This is a genomic window from Mammaliicoccus sp. RAM2, from assembly GCF_045897195.1.
Taxonomy (GTDB): Bacteria; Bacillota; Bacilli; order Staphylococcales; family Staphylococcaceae; genus Mammaliicoccus; species Mammaliicoccus sciuri.
In genome coordinates this window covers 1-18027 of record NZ_JBJNWI010000013.1, presented here as the reverse complement: position 1 = coordinate 18027, position 18027 = coordinate 1, and the positions used below count along the sequence as shown (strand labels likewise).

At 31.5% G+C, this 18027-nt stretch carries 21 protein-coding genes and 2 tRNA genes; 21 read left to right on the top strand and 2 right to left on the bottom strand.

Annotated features, from left to right (window positions below):
- On the bottom strand, positions 1-485 hold a 485-nt coding region (locus ACJTHF_RS13925; RefSeq protein WP_407812631.1), incomplete at its 3' end, for a PLDc N-terminal domain-containing protein.
- A gap of 152 nt (positions 486-637) precedes the next feature.
- Between ACJTHF_RS13925 and ACJTHF_RS13920 the strand changes: the two genes are divergently transcribed.
- Entirely contained in the window at positions 638-841 is a 204-nt protein-coding gene (locus ACJTHF_RS13920; RefSeq protein WP_025904499.1) for a copper ion binding protein, read from the top strand.
- Between the two features lie 141 nt (positions 842-982).
- Positions 983-1117 (top strand): Lmo0850 family protein, encoded by a 135-nt coding sequence (locus tag ACJTHF_RS13915; RefSeq protein WP_224658879.1) that lies wholly within the window; start codon positions 983-985, stop codon positions 1115-1117.
- Positions 1118-1163: 46 nt separating this feature from the next.
- Here the strand turns inward: ACJTHF_RS13915 and ACJTHF_RS13910 are convergent, their stop codons facing one another.
- Complete coding sequence (locus ACJTHF_RS13910; RefSeq protein WP_058591089.1) at positions 1164-2363, bottom strand: FtsW/RodA/SpoVE family cell cycle protein; 1200 nt, start codon at positions 2361-2363, stop codon at positions 1164-1166.
- A gap of 180 nt (positions 2364-2543) precedes the next feature.
- Here ACJTHF_RS13910 and ACJTHF_RS13905 point away from each other — a divergent pair, with 180 nt between their 5' ends.
- From ACJTHF_RS13905 to ACJTHF_RS13815, 19 genes are all read left to right on the top strand, one after another.
- Positions 2544-3617 (top strand): D-alanine--D-alanine ligase, encoded by a 1074-nt coding sequence (locus ACJTHF_RS13905; protein WP_048540884.1) that lies wholly within the window; start codon positions 2544-2546, stop codon positions 3615-3617.
- 11 nt (positions 3618-3628) lie between these two features.
- Positions 3629-4978 (top strand): UDP-N-acetylmuramoyl-tripeptide--D-alanyl-D-alanine ligase, encoded by a 1350-nt coding sequence (locus tag ACJTHF_RS13900; protein ID WP_232157207.1) that lies wholly within the window; start codon positions 3629-3631, stop codon positions 4976-4978.
- The gene (locus ACJTHF_RS13895) at positions 4975-5655 is read left to right on the top strand and encodes an alpha/beta hydrolase (protein WP_058591088.1); all 681 of its coding nucleotides are present in this window, start codon (positions 4975-4977) and stop codon (positions 5653-5655) included. The genes ACJTHF_RS13900 and ACJTHF_RS13895 overlap by 4 nt, the downstream gene beginning before the upstream one ends.
- A gap of 173 nt (positions 5656-5828) precedes the next feature.
- Entirely contained in the window at positions 5829-7358 is a 1530-nt protein-coding gene (locus tag ACJTHF_RS13890; protein ID WP_048540879.1) for a DEAD/DEAH box helicase, read from the top strand.
- Between the two features lie 90 nt (positions 7359-7448).
- Positions 7449-7928: a PH domain-containing protein gene (locus ACJTHF_RS13885; protein ID WP_058591087.1), complete on the top strand. Its 480-nt coding sequence runs from the start codon at positions 7449-7451 to the stop codon at positions 7926-7928.
- Positions 7918-9438 carry a PH domain-containing protein gene (locus tag ACJTHF_RS13880; protein WP_232157206.1) on the top strand — a complete coding sequence of 507 codons (1521 nt, stop codon included), beginning with the start codon at positions 7918-7920 and terminating at the stop codon, positions 9436-9438. The genes ACJTHF_RS13885 and ACJTHF_RS13880 overlap by 11 nt, the downstream gene beginning before the upstream one ends.
- Positions 9428-9892: a PH domain-containing protein gene (locus ACJTHF_RS13875; protein WP_058591085.1), complete on the top strand. Its 465-nt coding sequence runs from the start codon at positions 9428-9430 to the stop codon at positions 9890-9892. The genes ACJTHF_RS13880 and ACJTHF_RS13875 overlap by 11 nt, the downstream gene beginning before the upstream one ends.
- Positions 9893-9923: 31 nt before the next feature.
- Positions 9924-10286 (top strand): holo-ACP synthase, encoded by a 363-nt coding sequence (gene acpS / locus ACJTHF_RS13870; RefSeq protein WP_058591084.1) that lies wholly within the window; start codon positions 9924-9926, stop codon positions 10284-10286.
- Between the two features lie 47 nt (positions 10287-10333).
- Positions 10334-11482, top strand: a complete 1149-nt coding sequence (alr, locus tag ACJTHF_RS13865; protein WP_232157204.1) for an alanine racemase — start codon at positions 10334-10336, stop codon at positions 11480-11482.
- An 84-nt stretch (positions 11483-11566) separates the two neighbouring features.
- Positions 11567-11734, top strand: coding sequence for a type II toxin-antitoxin system antitoxin MazE (mazE, locus tag ACJTHF_RS13860; RefSeq protein WP_048540868.1), 168 nt, complete (start codon positions 11567-11569; stop codon positions 11732-11734).
- The gene (locus ACJTHF_RS13855; RefSeq protein WP_048540867.1) at positions 11735-12106 is read left to right on the top strand and encodes a type II toxin-antitoxin system PemK/MazF family toxin; all 372 of its coding nucleotides are present in this window, start codon (positions 11735-11737) and stop codon (positions 12104-12106) included.
- A gap of 96 nt (positions 12107-12202) precedes the next feature.
- Positions 12203-13207, top strand: coding sequence for a PP2C family protein-serine/threonine phosphatase (locus ACJTHF_RS13850; RefSeq protein WP_048540866.1), 1005 nt, complete (start codon positions 12203-12205; stop codon positions 13205-13207).
- 104 nt (positions 13208-13311) lie between these two features.
- Complete coding sequence (locus ACJTHF_RS13845) at positions 13312-13635, top strand: anti-sigma factor antagonist (RefSeq protein ID WP_025904513.1); 324 nt, start codon at positions 13312-13314, stop codon at positions 13633-13635.
- 4 nt (positions 13636-13639) lie between these two features.
- Positions 13640-14116 carry an anti-sigma B factor RsbW gene (rsbW, locus tag ACJTHF_RS13840; protein ID WP_025904514.1) on the top strand — a complete coding sequence of 159 codons (477 nt, stop codon included), beginning with the start codon at positions 13640-13642 and terminating at the stop codon, positions 14114-14116.
- The gene (gene sigB, locus ACJTHF_RS13835) at positions 14091-14861 is read left to right on the top strand and encodes an RNA polymerase sigma factor SigB (protein WP_037589755.1); all 771 of its coding nucleotides are present in this window, start codon (positions 14091-14093) and stop codon (positions 14859-14861) included. Before rsbW ends, sigB begins: the two co-directional genes overlap by 26 nt.
- Positions 14862-14976: 115 nt before the next feature.
- The gene (locus tag ACJTHF_RS13830; RefSeq protein WP_078354896.1) at positions 14977-17130 is read left to right on the top strand and encodes a Tex family protein; all 2154 of its coding nucleotides are present in this window, start codon (positions 14977-14979) and stop codon (positions 17128-17130) included.
- Positions 17120-17566 carry a SprT family protein gene (locus ACJTHF_RS13825; protein ID WP_048540864.1) on the top strand — a complete coding sequence of 149 codons (447 nt, stop codon included), beginning with the start codon at positions 17120-17122 and terminating at the stop codon, positions 17564-17566. The genes ACJTHF_RS13830 and ACJTHF_RS13825 overlap by 11 nt, the downstream gene beginning before the upstream one ends.
- Positions 17567-17832: 266 nt before the next feature.
- Positions 17833-17918: transfer RNA gene (locus tag ACJTHF_RS13820), tRNA-Leu, on the top strand.
- 23 nt (positions 17919-17941) lie between these two features.
- Positions 17942-18015: transfer RNA gene (locus tag ACJTHF_RS13815), tRNA-Gly, on the top strand.
- The last annotated feature ends 12 nt before the right edge of the window (positions 18016-18027 follow it).

Below are 18027 nucleotides of genomic sequence, written 5' to 3'. Positions count from 1 at the left end.
ATATAATATTGAATATGGATATATGACTCGGCTTTTCTAATATCTTCAATAAGTGCATCGAATTTATCATGTCCATCTGTAAACATTTCAACTTTGTTGTCAGTTGTTAAGAAGGCTGAGTTATTGTAAAGCAACATATGAATAAGATGCTTATAATTAGATATCTCAGGCTTATCAATTTCGAAATTATTTTCATCAATTGCTTTGATTTGCTCATTAATGATGTGTTCAAGACCTATTTTATCTTGTTCATCTAAGTTGAAAATACTCTTTCTTTGAATTTGTCTCCCGAATAGTAGGTAAAGTATAAATCCTAATATTGGAACAAATAAAAGCACTAACAACCAAGCCCAAATCGCACCAGCTTCTCTTGGTTCTAAGAATATGATAATAAATCCAAACACAACATTCAGAATAAATGCTGTAATAAGTAGCACTGATACTATGATGGAAAAATCAAATGAAAAATATGAGAAGTAGTTCATACCAATGCCTCCGTTTCTTTATCTTTAAACTAGTATAATACATTTAAATTAAAATTGAAAAGGTTGTATTTGACCCTTCTAAAACATATGCATATAATGATTATGAAAAGGCATCAATTAAAATATCATTTAAATATATAGGAGTGTTATAAATGAAAGAACAAATTATTAATGTTGAAGGTATGTCTTGTGGGCATTGCAAACAAGCAGTTGAGGAATCAGTTGGTCAATTAATCGGTGTTAAAGAAGTAGTCGCTAGTCCTGATGATAATCAAGTACGTGTCGTTTATGAAGATCCTGCTAGTATCGATAATATCGAAAATGCTATTTTCGATGCTGGATATGAAGTTGTTTAAGAAATCATTCATATAATTATTATAAAAAAATAACAAATTAAACAAAAAAATAACAATATAGGCCGAATGAACTATAGTCAAACTGCTTAATTTAGAGTAGAATGAACTTAAGGTAATTAAATTGAATAAGAGGTGGTACCCATGAATCAACCTAAGTCAAAGGTAAAGAATGTGGTCAAACTTTTATCATCATTAGGCGTAAACATAACAGAAACTAAGTCACGAATAGAAATAATGCGTAGTTTGCCGAATGTCGCAACTAACAAGTTGAAATAAATAGGTGAACTAAAAAACCGCATCCTCGATTTGAGGATGCGGTTTTTTATATGTCGGCTTTTTGACCAGATTCTGTGAATTTATCTTTTTCGTGGTAATAGATGGATAGTAATATACCGACACCTGCCATTAATGACCATAAAGCTGATCCACCATAACTTATAAATGGTAATGGGATACCCGTGATAGGTAGCAGTTGAATTGTCATACCGATATTTTGTACAACGTGGAATAGTACGAATGATAAATATCCGATTATAAATACAACATTAAACGGATGACGTGTCGTAGTAGCCATTCTAATTAAGTGTATGAATAAAGCTAAGAAAATAATTAGTACTGCCATCGTTCCGATAAATCCAAATTCTTCACCAATGATTGAAAATATAAAATCGGTATGGTTCTCAGGAATATAAACTTCACCGTTATTTAAGCCTTTACCAAATATTTGACCAGAACCAATTGCTTTTAAAGATTCTGTTAAATGGTATCCATCGCCTGAGCTGTATGCATATGGATCTAGCCAGGAATTAATACGTCCTAATTGATACGTCTTAATACCTGAAACTTTCTCAATAACACTTGGTTTAAAAATCATTAATAAAATGATACTTGAACCAAGTCCGAATAATGCGATGAATGCTGGTGCGAGTATTCTCCATGTTACGCCAGAAACAACAACGATACCAAGTATAATCGCAATTAATACAAGTGTTGTTCCTAAATCATTTTGCAAAAGTATTAATAACATTGGTACTAAAGAAGTTAAACCAATTTTTAGTAATAAATTAAAGTCTCTTGATAATGATTTATTGTAAGTAAATCTATTATGTTGATAGATAACATTAGATAGCGCAATAATTAAAATGATTTTCATAAACTCAGATGGTTGGATACTGATAGGTCCCAGTCTGTACCAACTTTTAGCACCATTAATAATAGGTGTAAAGCTAGATTCAGGTAGAATTAATAGTCCAACTAATGATAAGTTTCCAATTATGTATATAATCCAAACATATTTTCTTAGTGTCTTTGGAGATATGAACATTAAGGCAATGGCTAAAATAAAACCAAGCACATAGTACAAGACTTGTTTAAGTAAAAAGTTTGTTTCATATTGTCCGCCAGACATTGCAGAATTGATTATTAAACAACTCGTTCCAAATAGGATAAGAATAATCGTGATTAATCGCCAATCTATTCTTTCTAGAAACGATTTATTTAATGTACGAGTAGAAGTTTCCATTAAAAGACTCCTTTAATTAACACTAAATTTCATAATTTTTATTATAACTTGATTGTACATAAAGTGATACAATTTTGCTATTCAGAAAAGCGTTATTTTTAAAATAGTCATGTTGATACGTGCAACAATAGCTAAAAACATGATAAAATATAGGCTAATAATCTACTTGGAGGCTTATATATGTCTAAAAAAAATATTTGCATTATATATGGTGGGAAAAGTGCAGAGCACGATGTATCAATTTTAACGGCTCAAAATGTGATCAATGCAGTTGATCTATCTAAATACATAATTGATATCATTTATATTACAAATGATGGGGATTGGATTAAAAGCGACCAATCTATTGATGGAAAAGTCGAAGATGTTGAACAATTAAAATTAACAAGTGAAACATTAACACCAATATCTAAATTATTAGAAGCGAGTAATGATGGAAACGCATATAGTGCAGTATTTCCTTTATTACACGGCCCTAACGGAGAAGACGGTACAATTCAAGGCTTATTTGAAGTATTGGATATTCCTTATGTTGGTAATGGTGTGCTTGCAGCATCAAGTTCAATGGATAAATTAGTTATGAAACATTTATTCGCTCACAGAGGATTACCTCAATTACCATATGTAAGTTTCTTAAAAAGTGAATACGAGAAATATGAACGTAATATAGTGGAGCTTATTCAAAATAAACTTGAATATCCTGTTTTCGTTAAACCAGCAAATTTAGGATCAAGTGTTGGTATTAGTAAATGTACGAATAAAGAAGAATTAATTTCTGGTATTGAAGAAGCATTTCAATTTGACCGTAAACTTGTTATCGAACAAGGTGTTGATGCAAGAGAAATTGAAGTAGCTGTATTAGGTAATGATTATCCAGAAACAACTTTACCAGGTGAAGTTGTTAAAGATGTACAATTTTATGATTATAAATCTAAATATAAAGATGGCAAAGTTAAACTTCAAATACCTGCTGATGTAGATGAAGAAACAGCAACAACTTTAAGAAATATGGCTATTGAAGCTTTTAAAGCAACAGATTGTTCTGGATTAGTAAGAGCAGACTTCTTCTTAACAGAAGACAATACAATTTATATTAACGAAACAAATGCAATGCCAGGATTTACACAATACAGCATGTATCCATTATTATGGGAGAACATGAACTTAAGCTATACAGAACTTATAACTAAGTTAATTGAACTTGCTATTGAACGATACGATAACAAGAAGAATATCAAATATAAAATTGACTGAGGGTAAATAGAATGAATATTAATTTACGTAAAATAAAAGAATGGATTGATTGTGACATTCAAGGTGAATATCTTGATGTCGTTGTTCAAGGTACATGTATAGACTCAAGAAAAATTGCTGAATCAAATTTGTTTATACCATTTAAAGGTGAAAATGTAGATGGTCATAAATTTGTACGTCAAACACTTGATGATGGTGCAGGTGCATCATTTTGGCAAAAAGATGTTCCGAATCCGCCAGAAGGACCCATTATTTTTGTTGATAATACATTAGCAGCATTACAAAATTTAGCTAAAGCATATTTAAAATATGTAAACCCTAAAGTTGTTGCGATTACCGGTTCAAATGGGAAAACAACAACTAAAGATATGGTTGAATGTGTATTGAATAAATCATTTAAAGTTAAGAAGACACAAGGAAATTATAATAATGAGATTGGTTGCCCATTGACGATACTAGACTTAAATGAAGATACTGAAGTATCCATTCTAGAAATGGGTATGAGTGGATTTGGTGAAATTAGTGAATTAACTCATTTAGCAGAACCTGATGTTGCGATTATCACGAATATTGGTGAGTCTCATATGCAAGATTTAGGTTCTAGAGAAGGTATTGCAAAAGCCAAATTTGAAATTACAGAAGGTCTTAAAGAGAATGGACTATTTATTTACGATGGAGATGAGCCATTACTTAAACCTTTCGTATCTAAATTGCAACATGACAAACTATCTGTAGGGATAGCGAATGATAATGATGTCATCATCAAAACGAATCAGTCATCAAGTCACGGTATAAACTTTCATTTAAATAATAGTCACTTCATTTATCATTTAAATATATTAGGTGAACACAATGTTAAAAATGCAACATATGCAATACAAGTTGCTAAACATTTAGGTGTAACGGAAGACATAATTCAAAGCTCCTTAGATGATCTTGTATTAACCGATATGCGTATGCAAAGAATTGAAACAGAACAATATGGTCTACTCATTAATGATGCATATAATGCAAGTCCAACGAGTATGAAAGCAGCAATAGATACACTGCATAATATGGAACAAACAGATAAGACACTTATTCTTGCGGATGTATTAGAATTAGGCGAAATGAGTCGAGAGATGCATGAGCAAGTTGGCTATTATTTAGAACATAAAGCTATACAAACGTTAATTACATATGGTGAAGAAGCGGCTCATATATCAAATATTGCGAAAGCATATATAACTGAAACTTATCACTTTGAGGATAAAGAAGAAATCACAGACTATTTAAAAAATCAATTAAATGAAGACTCTATCACTTTGTTTAAAGGTTCTAGAGGTATGTCACTCGAAACGATTATTAACGCACTTACATGAAAGTAGGTATCTTGTTTTTACATGGTTATACAGGTGGTCGTTATGAGTTATTACCATTAATTGAATATTTGAGTAGTCGCTATGATTTTATACTTGAAGCACCGGAATACCCAGGACATGGCTTGAATTTATTGATTAAAGATACAAATGAAGATATGTGGTTTGAAAGAGCGAAACAATCATATGAGACATTAAGGAAGAAATCAGATAAAGTCATTGTTATAGGATTTTCAATGGGTGGCATTATTGCAGGTTTGTTAGCTAAAATTAAACAACCTGATCAATTAGTGTTAATTGCCCCAGCTTTTGAAAATATCAATATACAATACTTGGTGAAATCACCATATACATTTATCAATAATATGAGATATGCAGATTTGAAAATTCTTGATTTCATGGTGAGACGCACAGTCAAAATAAACTATAAATCATTTGTAGCTTTTAAAAAATTACAGCAAAGTGCACTTTATATTCCAGAACAAATATCAGCTAAAACATTAATCATACACGGCACTATAGATGGTCTTGTTCCAATTGAAAAATCTAGAACGTTAGTGAAGAGAATTAAGCATGCACGTTTAGTTGAAATTGATAAAGGACCGCATGAAATTTGTTTATCAAAAGTTAATTATAAAGTTTTTTATGAAGTTGAAAAATTTATATTTAAAAATAAATAAAGAAGTAAAACTGTACTAAATCCCTTTTTAGTGCAGTTTTTTTGTGTTTTTGTTTATGAAAATTAAATGTAAACGACGATTTAATCGCATTGCGCTATTGGTAAAAGGGTGGTAGTATATAGAAGTTGAATAAAAAAGACGAGAAGAATTAACTATATAAAAGGAGAATTATTTTGCAAAAATTTAAAGAATTAGGTATTTCTGAAGCTACCTTAAATGCTTTGGACAAAATGGGATTTACTGAACCAACACCAATACAAATCGAAAGTATTCCACATACATTAAAAGGTACGGACGTGCTAGGACAAGCACAAACTGGAACAGGAAAAACTGGTGCATTTGGTATTCCATTAATTGATAAAGTAGCAGATAAACAAGGTGTACAAGCATTGATTCTTGCACCAACACGTGAATTAGCAAACCAAGTGGCAGAACAATTACGTAGTTTCAGCAAAGGACAAAACGTAAGTGTTGTAACTGTATTCGGTGGCATGCCAATAGACAGACAAATCAAATCACTTAAAAAAGGTCCGCAAATCGTAGTAGGTACACCAGGACGTGTGATTGACCACTTAAATAGAAGAACATTAAAAACAGAATCAATTTCTACATTGATCTTAGATGAAGCAGATGAAATGATGAACATGGGCTTTATAGATGATATGAGATTTATAATGTCTAAACTTCCATCCGAAAATCGTCAAACATTACTATTCTCAGCAACAATGCCTAAAGCTATTCAAGAATTAGTTCAAAAATTTATGAAGAGTCCACAAATCGTTAAAACAATGTCTAACGAATTGTCAGATCCACAAATTGATGAATTCTACACAATTGTTAAAGAATTAGAAAAATTCGAGACATTTACGAATTTATTAGACGTTCAAAATCCTGAATTAGCGATTGTATTCGGTCGTACGAAACGTCGTGTTGACGAATTAACAAGTGCGTTAATTACTAAAGGATACCGTGCTGAAGGTTTACACGGAGATATTACTCAAGCTAAACGATTAGAAGTATTGAAAAAATTCAAAAATGATCAAATCGATATTTTAGTAGCTACAGATGTTGCAGCTCGTGGTTTAGATATCTCTGGCGTAAGTCACGTTTATAACTTTGATATCCCTCAAGATACTGAAAGTTATACTCACCGTATTGGTCGTACAGGTAGAGCGGGTAAACAAGGTGTTGCCGTTACATTTGTAAATCCAATTGAAATGGATTATATCCGTCAAATAGAAAAAGCTAATAAACGTCAAATGAGTGCTTTACGTCCACCAACACCAGGTGAAGTTATGAAAGCTAAAGAATCAGATGTTAAAGCTAAAGTTAAAGGTTGGGTAGAAAGTCCAATCGAAGGTCGCATTGAAAAAATTGCTGAATCATTAATTAAAGAATATGGTGACCAAAAATTAGTTGCTGCATTATTACAAGAGTTAATTACTTCTAACAACGATGCAGAAGTTCAACTAACATTTGAAAAACCATTATCTAAAAAATCTAATCATAGAGGCAAACAAGGTAACCGTGGTGGTAACTCACGTGGTAAATCTAGAACTAGATTTGATGGTAAAAACAACAAACGTCGCGGAAATGATAAAAACAATCAATTTGACCGTAACAAAGGTAAAAACAATAAACCAAACAAACAACGTTCAAAAAAACAATTCTCAGGTAGAACATTTGCTGAGCATTCAAAATAGAAACTAAACAAGAAGTGTGTGTAATCTCTAAGGTTACGCACACTTTTTTTATGATATAATACTCGTAAATTGAACGATAGAGGAGATTATATGTATAAACCAATACTCGAACATAAAATGCCAAAACAGTCTATAAAATATGAGTATGTAAATCATATTGTAAATGTCATAGTTATCTTAATTTTGTACAGTGTATTTGTATTTTTATGGTATAAATATGATTGGTGGACATTTCTCATTTATATTGTGACACCGATTGTGCTGTTGATTATAGCGATAGGATTTATTAGTCCGATCATAAGACTTAGAAGAACATCGTTTGAAATTGGAGAAAGGTATATTGAGGTACAAAGTGGGCTTTATTATCAAAAGAGATTTGTACAGCCTTATGACAGAATTCAATATGTAACGATAAAGCACGGACCAATTTCAAGATTGTTTAATATTTATTTTGTCGTTGTTGTAACAGCAGGTAATTTAGAAGTGTTGCCAATGGTCAACCGAGAGATAGCTGACCAAACGAGATTAAATATCATGACTAAGGTTAAAGAGGTGACTGATGATGTTTGATCCGCAAAGATTACATCCAATATCTTATGTTAGTGGGTTTTTAGCTAGTTTAAAAGAAAATATATTTCCATTAATAATAGCTGCGTTTATCGTTATGACACGTGGATTAGATAATATTTGGGAACTTACATTTCCTATTGTTATTTTAGGTTTTTCACTTATAAGTAGCATTTTTAAAGCAATTAAGATTTACAATACACGTTATTGGATTGAGAATGACCAATTAATTATGACTTGGGGTGTCTTTTCAAAAAATCGTAAAGAGTTAAATATTGAAAGGATTCAATCTGTTGATACTTCTCAAAATATAGTACACCAATTGTTAGGTGGCGTGAGTTTAAGTATTAAAACACCGAGTGATGGCATTGAATTAGATACGATTACGAAGTCACAAAGTGATAGTCTTTCGAAATATTTAAAAGAAAGAAAATTTGCTATCAAAAATAAAGAGCAAAGCGAAGATGATTTAAACGAGGAACAAGTTGTGTCGACTGATTCTGAACATCAAGATATTATTAATGAGAAAGAAGAAGTCGTGTTCTTTAGATTATCAACTAAAGATTTATTGAAAATGAGTTTCACAAGTGGTGGTATTTTAATTGTATTTGCGGCACTTGGCTCATTACTTGGATTTGTAACACAAATAATCGATATCGAAGATTATATTAGCCCACTAATTAATCAAGTTGTTAATTTAACATTTGTAATCATTTCAATTGTGCTTGTATTTATCATATTAAGTTATATTATTGGATCACTCATTGTATTTATTAAAAATTATAAATATCAATTAACATTTGATGGGGAACTTTTAACGGTTAAATATGGTCTGTTAACTGTTCAAAAGCGTACCGTTCCAATCAGAAGAATACAAGCGTTAAAAGAAGAAGAATCTATATTTAGAAAAGTGATCGGATACACAAAAATATCAGCGATTATTACTTCAGATGGACATTTTGAAAATGGAGAAGATACTGATGTAGGTACTGTGACAATCTTGCCATTTATGAAGAAAAAAGAAGCTTATCAATTGCTTGAAGACATTATTCCACAGTTTCAGTTTCATTCAGTAAAGAAAGGATTACCTAAACAAGGTATTCGTAGAAGAGTGTTGATTCCGACAATTATTTTATTATTAATTGTGGTTCCTATCCAAATATATTTATGGTCTTATACTTGGATTATAGGATTAGTGATATTCTTAGTTATGCTATTTTACGCAAGTATTATTACGTTGAAATCTGGATATAAAATTTATGACGACTCAATTGTCATATTGAATGCAACACCGTTTGAATATACAACAATTTGGGCGAATAGAAATAAGATTTTAACTTTTGAATTACATGAAAATCCAATTATTAAACGTAAAGATATTGCACATTTCTCAATTCAAATAGCATATGGAAATGGTATGTTGTCTAAAGGATTAAGATTTATCAATAAACAAGATACGTTAAATATTTATAAATGGTATAAAGATAAAGGAGGTCATATAGATGCTTCCTAGATATAGAATGGATAAAAAAGGAATGGTCGTTGAACGTATTGGATCGCTCATTACAATTTCAATACTTATCATCATAATAATCGTTATGGCAGTTATTTTTAATCTATGGTGGACGACAGCTTCAAAATGGTTTCTTCTTATTCCAGTAGCGCTTATCGTAGTAATAGCTATATATGGTTTAATCATCCAGCCTTATTATATGTATCGAAATTTCAGATATGAAATAAATGACGATGAAATAAACATTAAATCAGGTATTTTTATGATTAGAGAAACAACGATACCTATGGGTAGAATTCAAAATGTTGATTTATATGAAGGATTCATAATGAGAAAGTTTAACCTGGCTAATATTACGTTGTCTACGGCTGGAGGAAATCGTATGATTCAATATTTAAATAAAGATAAGGCAAACCGTATTAAACACGCGATACAAAATAGAATTGAAAAATGATTTTTAATCAGTGAAAATGAAGGTGTTAACGATGATTCAAGGTGTCGGCATAGATTTAGTCGAAATAGAACGTATACAAGATTGGTATACGAAACGACCAGAAATGGTCAATAAAATTTTAACAAAAGACGAATTAAATATTTTCAACAAAATTAAATTAGAATCAAGAAAAATCGAATTCATTTCCGGTAGATTTGCTGTGAAGGAAGCATTTAGTAAAGCTATGGGGACAGGGATCGGTAAAAAGTACGGTTTTCACTCGATTAATTGTTTACCAGATGAAAATGGAAAACCAGAAATCATTTGTGAAGGCTATCGTGTTCATCCTTCCATTACACACACGAAACATTATGCAGAAGCCATTGTGATTATAGAAAATATTAAGCAAGATTGATTTCTATATGATAAAATACAAATATTATAAGAGGAGGTGCCTTGCTGTTGTCCGAAAAATATTATAGGCCAACTTATATCAACGTCGATTTAAAGGCAATACTAGAAAATTATCAAGCAGTAGGAAGACTTCATCCAAATAAGAAGATTATGGCAGTCGTTAAGGCAAATGGGTACGGATTAGGAAGTGTACCGATTGCGACATACTTAATGAATGAAGGTGTAGACTTCTTTGCAGTTGCCACATTAGATGAAGCAATTGAATTAAGAATGCATGGTGTTAAAGCAAAAATATTAGTACTCGGCGTTATTAATACTAAAGATATTAATAAAGCTGTTCAACATAGAGTTGCATTAACCGTTCCATCTGAACAATGGTTAGATGATGCAATAGAATCAATAGATGATGATTCTGACAAACCTTTATGGATGCACGTGAAAATTGATACAGGCATGGGTAGAATTGGATTAAAAGATATTGAAAGTTACCAACATGTCGTGCATAAAATACAACAACATGAACGCCTTATATTTGAAGGTGTGTACACACATTTTGCATCTGCAGATGAACCAAATGATTTCTCTAAAAAGCAATATGAATTATTTGAAGAATTTGTAGAGTCGTCTCAAACACCTGAATATATACATGCTCAAAATTCAGCAGGAGCCTTAAGATATGATGCGTCCATTTGCACAGCTGTTAGATTTGGTATTTCGTTATATGGATATTATCCATCAAAATATATTCAAGAAATTTCTAATTTAAAATTAAAACCTTCTGCACAATTAATAACAGAAGTCGTTCAAACAAAGTATTTAGAACCAGGCGAAACAGTGAGTTATGGTGCTACATTTACTGCTGGTGAACGTATTAAAGTAGCCACATTGCCAATAGGTTATGCAGATGGTTATTTAAGAAAGATGCAAGATACGCTCGTGAAAGTAAATGGTGTGAATTGTCCTGTCATAGGTAGAGTATGTATGGATCAAACAATGATAAAAGTGCCAGATGATGTTCAAAGAGGTGATAAAGTCATTCTCATGGATAATGATGTTGATTCAGAACAATCAGCAGAAAAGGTTGCTGAAGCGCAAGATACCATTAATTATGAAGTACTTTGTAACTTGAAAAAAAGATTACCACGTATATATCATGATGGTGAAAATGTTGAAATTACGAACGAATTATTAAAATAGCATAGTCAAATAGAGTTACATTTGTTATGATATTAATAACTTAATCAACAAAATTTACATTTATTTTATCTGGAGGTATTTGTTATGACATCTTTAACGCAAAATCGTACACAAAGTTTAGAACAAACACTGAAAGAAGGCTATCGTTCAATGGCCGATTTAAATCTCTCCCTTGCATCTGAAGCATACTATAGCGAATGCGAAGCTTGTGATTCAAATGAATCGCATTTAGCCTCTCAGCAAGGTGAATAAATGAGAAGAGGAGATGTATATCTCGCAGATCTTTCACCAGTTACAGGTTCTGAACAAGGGGGAACAAGACCAGTCGTCATTATCCAGAATGATACAGGTAATCGATATAGCCCGACTGTGATTGTTGCAGCAATTACTGGTAAGATAAATAAAGCCAAAATTCCCACTCACGTAGAAATTGAGGCAGCGAAATATAAATTAGACAGAGATTCCGTAATTTTGCTTGAACAAATCAGAACAATTGATAAAAAACGCTTAAAAGAAAAATTAACATATTTATCTGATGCAAAGATGAAAGAGGTTGATATCGCTATTGCCATCAGCCTCAATCTAACTTTGCAACAAAAATTTGATACATTAGGTAATACATAATGAAATAGTTTTAAAAGAATCAATATTACTTTAAAACGTCTTCCGCTTTAGGATTAACCTAAAGCTTTTTTAGTATATTTGAAACGAGGTGACTTCGTGTCAGAACAAAAGAAACAACAGTATCTTCAATTATTACTTGATTATGTTCAAACAAATGATGATGAAATTTTATCATCATGCCAAACATTTTCAACTGAAGCCATAGAAGATAATGTTTCACCAGAGGAGATAGTACAATTACATGTAAATATTATGGATCAGGAACAAGACTTGACTAAAGAACAAATCATTCGTTCATTTGATGTTCTTTTAGAAGTCATGATAGGTTATGGCTTTACATACCGTGATTATAAGAAGTTATTAAATAAGATTAAAATTCATGATAAAGAAATGGAAGTTGCGTCTAGTTTGCAACAAACGATGCTAAAGCCTCAAATCCCTCAATTTGATAGTATTCAAATTGGGGCAATTTCTGTTCCAGCACAAAAAGTAAGTGGAGATTATTTTAATTTAATTGATCATAATGACGGAACTATGAGTTTTGCAGTAGCAGATGTAATCGGTAAAGGGATACCGGCAGCATTAGCGATGAGTATGATTAAATTTGGCATGGATTCATACGGCCATTCGCAATTGCCGAGTGACGGTTTAAAACGTTTGAATCGAGTTGTGGAAAAGAACGTTAATCAAAATATGTTTGTGACAATGTTCTATGGACTATATGAAGAAATTAATAACATGCTTTATTATAGTTCTGCAGGACATGAGCCTGGATACATATATAGAAGTCAGACTGGAGAATTTGAAGAAATGTCTGAACGAGGTATTGTGCTCGGCGTTAATAAACATACACGTTATAAACAAAGTGAAATAAAAATAGAATTACAAGATATGATTATCGTCTTTACTGATGGTGTCACGGAATTACGTAATCAACAAAATGAATTTATCAAAACGACAGATTTATTAAGTATGATTGATGAGTACAAACAACTTCATCCTCAAGACATCGTTCAAATTTTATATGAAGAACTTGTCAAACTACAGAATCCAAATAAAAGAGATGATTTAACGATATTAATTGTTAAACGTGTTAAATAGTTGTAAGGTAAAAATATTTAAGATGTGTTAAATAAGATTAAATATTTTAAAAACGGGTAAAAATAAATGATGAAAGTCTAATACATTTAGGGGTGTAACAAGGAATGAATCTTAACATTGAAACTACAGAACATGAAAATTACTATGAAATTAAAGTTGGCGGAGAATTGGATGTGTACACTGCGCCTCAACTTCAAGACGTATTACAACCGATTAGACAAAAAGGAACGCATGATATACATGTTAATTTGGAGAACGTAAGTTATATGGATTCTACTGGCTTAGGTTTATTTGTTGGCACATTAAAATCACTCAATGAACATGATAAATCACTATATGTGCTTGGTGTATCTGATAGAATTGAGAGATTATTTGATATTACGGGTCTTAAAGAATTAATGCATGTCAACAAAGGAACGGAGGTATAACGTGATGACATCTAACTATGATTATATAGAGATGAGATTCCCAGCAGCTCCAGAATATGTTGGTCTAGTCAGATTGACATTATCTGGCGTGTTTAATAGAGCTGGTGCTTCATATGAAGATATTGAAGATTCAAAAATTGCAGTGTCAGAAGCGGTAACAAATGCAGTAAAACACGCATATAGTGATAAAGTTGAAGGCGAAATATTAATAGGTTATCTTGTGTTTGAAGATAAAATAGAAATCATTGTATCAGATTCAGGTAAAAGCTTTAATTATGAAGAAGCTAAAAAAGTGCTTGGACCATACCAAGAAAGTGATAATATCAATTTCTTGAGACAAGGTGGATTAGGACTATTTCTTATTGAATCATTAATGGATGAAGTAAGTGTCCAAAAAGATGCTGGTGTTACAATAAGTATGACAAAGTATTTATCTAAAGAGCAGGTGCAAACACATGACGGAAGAGTCCAAAGTTTATAATGAAGTTTCTCCAGAAGACATTAATGCTTGGATAGCAGATTACCAAGAAAATGATAATAGCGAAGCTCAAGAAAAGCTAGTATTACATTATCAAAAATTAGTAGAATCTTTAGCGTATAAATATTCTAAAGGCCAAGCACATCATGAAGATCTTGTTCAAGTTGGTATGGTTGGTTTATTAGGTGCTATAAAAAGATTTGATGTTTCATTTGAAAGAAAGTTTGAAGCATTTTTAGTTCCAACTGTAATTGGTGAGATAAAGAGATATTTAAGAGATAAAACTTGGAGTGTACATGTACCTAGACGAATTAAAGAAATTGGCCCTAAAATAAAAAAGGCAAATGAAGAATTGACTAATGAATTAGGAAGGTCACCTAAAATTATTGAAATTGCAAATAGACTAGAAGTAACCGAAGAAGATGTTCTAGAAGCAATGGAAATGGGTCAAAGTTATAATGCCTTAAGTGTTGACCATTCTATCGAAGCGGATAAAGACGGATCTACCGTTACATTGCTAGATATTATGGGAGAATCAGAAGAAGGTTATGATTTAACTGAAAAAAGAATGATATTAGAAAAAATTCTGCCTATTTTAACGGATAGAGAAAGAGAAATAATTCAATACACCTTTATTACGGGCTTAAGTCAAAAAGAGACCGGAGAAAAAATAGGTCTCAGTCAAATGCATGTTTCAAGACTTCAAAGAACAGCAATAAAAAAATTAAAAGAAGCTGCAATGAAATAATTCATATAATAGGAGAGACAGAAACATTTGAAATGTTTCTGTCTCTTTTTAAAATCAAAAATGGTTATATTCTATTTATGTTAAAATAGAATATAACCATTTTTAGGAGGCAATTATGAATCAAGAACTAATAGAAATCATAAAGAAAAATCATCCTTTTACAGAAAAACAAATTAAAACTGTACTAGAATTACTAGAAGATAAGAATACCGTGCCTTTTATAGCAAGATATAGAAAAGAATTAACTGGTGGACTTGATGAAGTTGAAATTAAACAAATTGAAAATGAATATACATATGCACTTAACTTGCATAATAGAAAAGAAGAAGTCATCAGATTAATTGATGAACAAGGTTTACTAACAGAAGACTTAAAAAATGACATTTTAAAACAAACAAAATTACAAAGAATAGAAGATTTATATCGACCATTTAAGAAAAAGAAAAAAACAAGAGCTACAGAAGCAAAACGAAAAGGGTTAGAACCTTTAGCTAAATGGATACTAGAAGGTACTTCTAATATTGATTTAGTAGAAGAAGCTTCAAAATATATTACTGAAGAAGTTGAATCTCATGAAGATGCCATCAAAGGTGCGCGAGATATTATAGCTGAAATGATTTCAGATGAACCTAAATACCGTAAATACATTTTAAACAGTGTTGAAAGACAAGGTAAATTAGTTACTGAGAAGAAAAAGAAAGCTGAAGATGAGAAAAATATCTTTGAAATGTACTATACATATGAAGAACCAATTAAGAAAATAGTACCTCACAGAGTTCTAGCAATTAACCGGGGAGAATCAGAAGGCATTTTAAAAGTAGGATTTGAAATAGATACAGAATCATTAGAAAGTTATTTAACGGCTCAATTTGTTGAAAAAGTACATAAACATATTGAAGTTATTAAAGAAGCCATTCAAGATAGTTTAAAAAGATTAATCTTACCTTCTATTGAAAGAGAGATTAGAAGTGAATTAACACAAAAAGCTGAAGAACATGCAATTGAGATTTTCTCTGAGAATTTAAAAAACCTCTTATTACAAGCACCATTAAAAGGTAAAAAAATTCTAGGACTAGATCCAGCTTACAGAACGGGTTGTAAGTTAGCAGTTATTAATGAATATGGCTCATTTGTTGATAAAAACGTGATATTTCCTCATCCACCAGTTTCTAAAACTGATCAAGCGGAAAAGATATTTGTAGATATGATAAAGAAACATAACATTGAATTAGTTGCGATTGGTAACGGAACAGCAAGTAGAGAATCAGAACAATTTGTAGCTGAAATGATTAAAAAGCATAACTTACCTTGCCAATTTGTTATCGTCAACGAGGCTGGCGCTTCAGTTTATTCAGCTTCAGATATTGCTAGAGAAGAATTTCCTGATTTTAAAGTTGAAGAAAGAAGTGCTGTATCTATAGGTAGACGCGTACAAGATCCATTAAGTGAACTTGTTAAAATAGATCCTAAATCAATCGGTGTAGGACAATATCAACATGATGTAAATCAAAAAGCACTAAGTGAAACTTTAAAATTCGTCGTGGAAACTGCTGTTAACCAAGTTGGTGTTGATGTGAATACAGCATCTCCATCGTTACTAAGTTATGTTTCTGGTCTTAGCAATACAGTTGCAAATAACATTATTAAATTTAGAGAAGAAAAAGGTGTTATTACACATCATTCAGAAATAGCTAAAGTTCCTAGATTAGGTAATAAAACATTTGAACAAAGTATTGGATTTTTAAGAATACTAGATGGAAGCGAACCACTTGATAAAACAGCTATTCACCCTGAAAGTTATGAAGCGGCTTATGCGCTGATTCAATATGTTGGTTTACAAAAAGAAGATATTGGTTCTGATGTATTAAAAGAAAAACTGAATAAATTAGATATACAAGATACAAGTGAAACATTAAATATAGGTATACCAACGCTAGAAGATATTATTGCTTCGTTAATAGCACCTTTAAGAGACCCAAGAGATGAATTTGAAACACCAATTTTAAAATCAGATGTTCTTTCTATGGAAGACTTGAAACCAAATATGGCTTTAAGTGGTACAGTACGAAATGTTGTAGACTTTGGTGCGTTTGTAGATATAGGTGTCAAACAAGATGGTCTTGTTCATATCTCTAAATTATCTAAAGGATATGTTAAGCATCCTATGAATGTTGTAAGTGTAGGAGATATAGTTGATGTTTGGGTATTAGATGTAAACCAAGAAAAACAAAAAGTATCATTAACTATGATAGACCCTAATGGACAATAAGGCACTTCAAGAACTTGTTTCTAATATATCAATGGAATATTTTAATAAGCCTTTTAAACATAATGCAGTATTTAACAAAAGGTTAAGAACAACTGGCGGAAGGTATCTATTAAATAGTCATGATATAGAAATTAATCCGAAACAATATGAAAATTTTGGTGTTGAAGCGCTTATAGATATTATTAAACATGAACTTTGTCATTATCATTTACATATAGAAGGTAAAGGATATCAGCATAAAGACAAAGCATTTAAAGAATTAAGTAACGAAGTAGGGGCACCACGATTTTGTAAAGCAGTTCAAAGTTATGAAGAACGAGCTAACTATTTATATCAATGTGGACAATGTAGGGCAGAATTCAAACGTATTAAACGTGTTAATACACGTAAATATAGATGTGGAACATGTGGTGGAAAGTTAAAAAATATAACATAAAGAATAATTGGGAAAGTACTACACTAAAAATATGCTAGTGTAGTACTTTTTATATAAATTTTTAATGAAAAAGCATTGACGAAATAATTGATCCGGCGTATTATAGTTAATGTTGCTTGAACGAAACGTAACAAATAATAAGACAAGTTATTCGATGTAAAATTACATTAAAAAGTTAAGTATTTTTATTGACTTTGTAAACTTAATGTAATATAATTAATAACAGTCACTTAAATAACAAATTGATTGAGTACTGCAAACCATGCGCGGTCGTGGCGGAATGGCAGACGCGCTAGGTTGAGGGCCTAGTGGGAGAAATCCCGTGGAGGTTCAAATCCTCTCGGCCGCACCATTCATCAATTTTAATATAGCTAAGCGGGTGTAGTTTAGTGGTAAAACCTCAGCCTTCCAAGCTGATGTTGTCGGTTCGATTCCGATCACCCGCTCCAAATTATTTTATA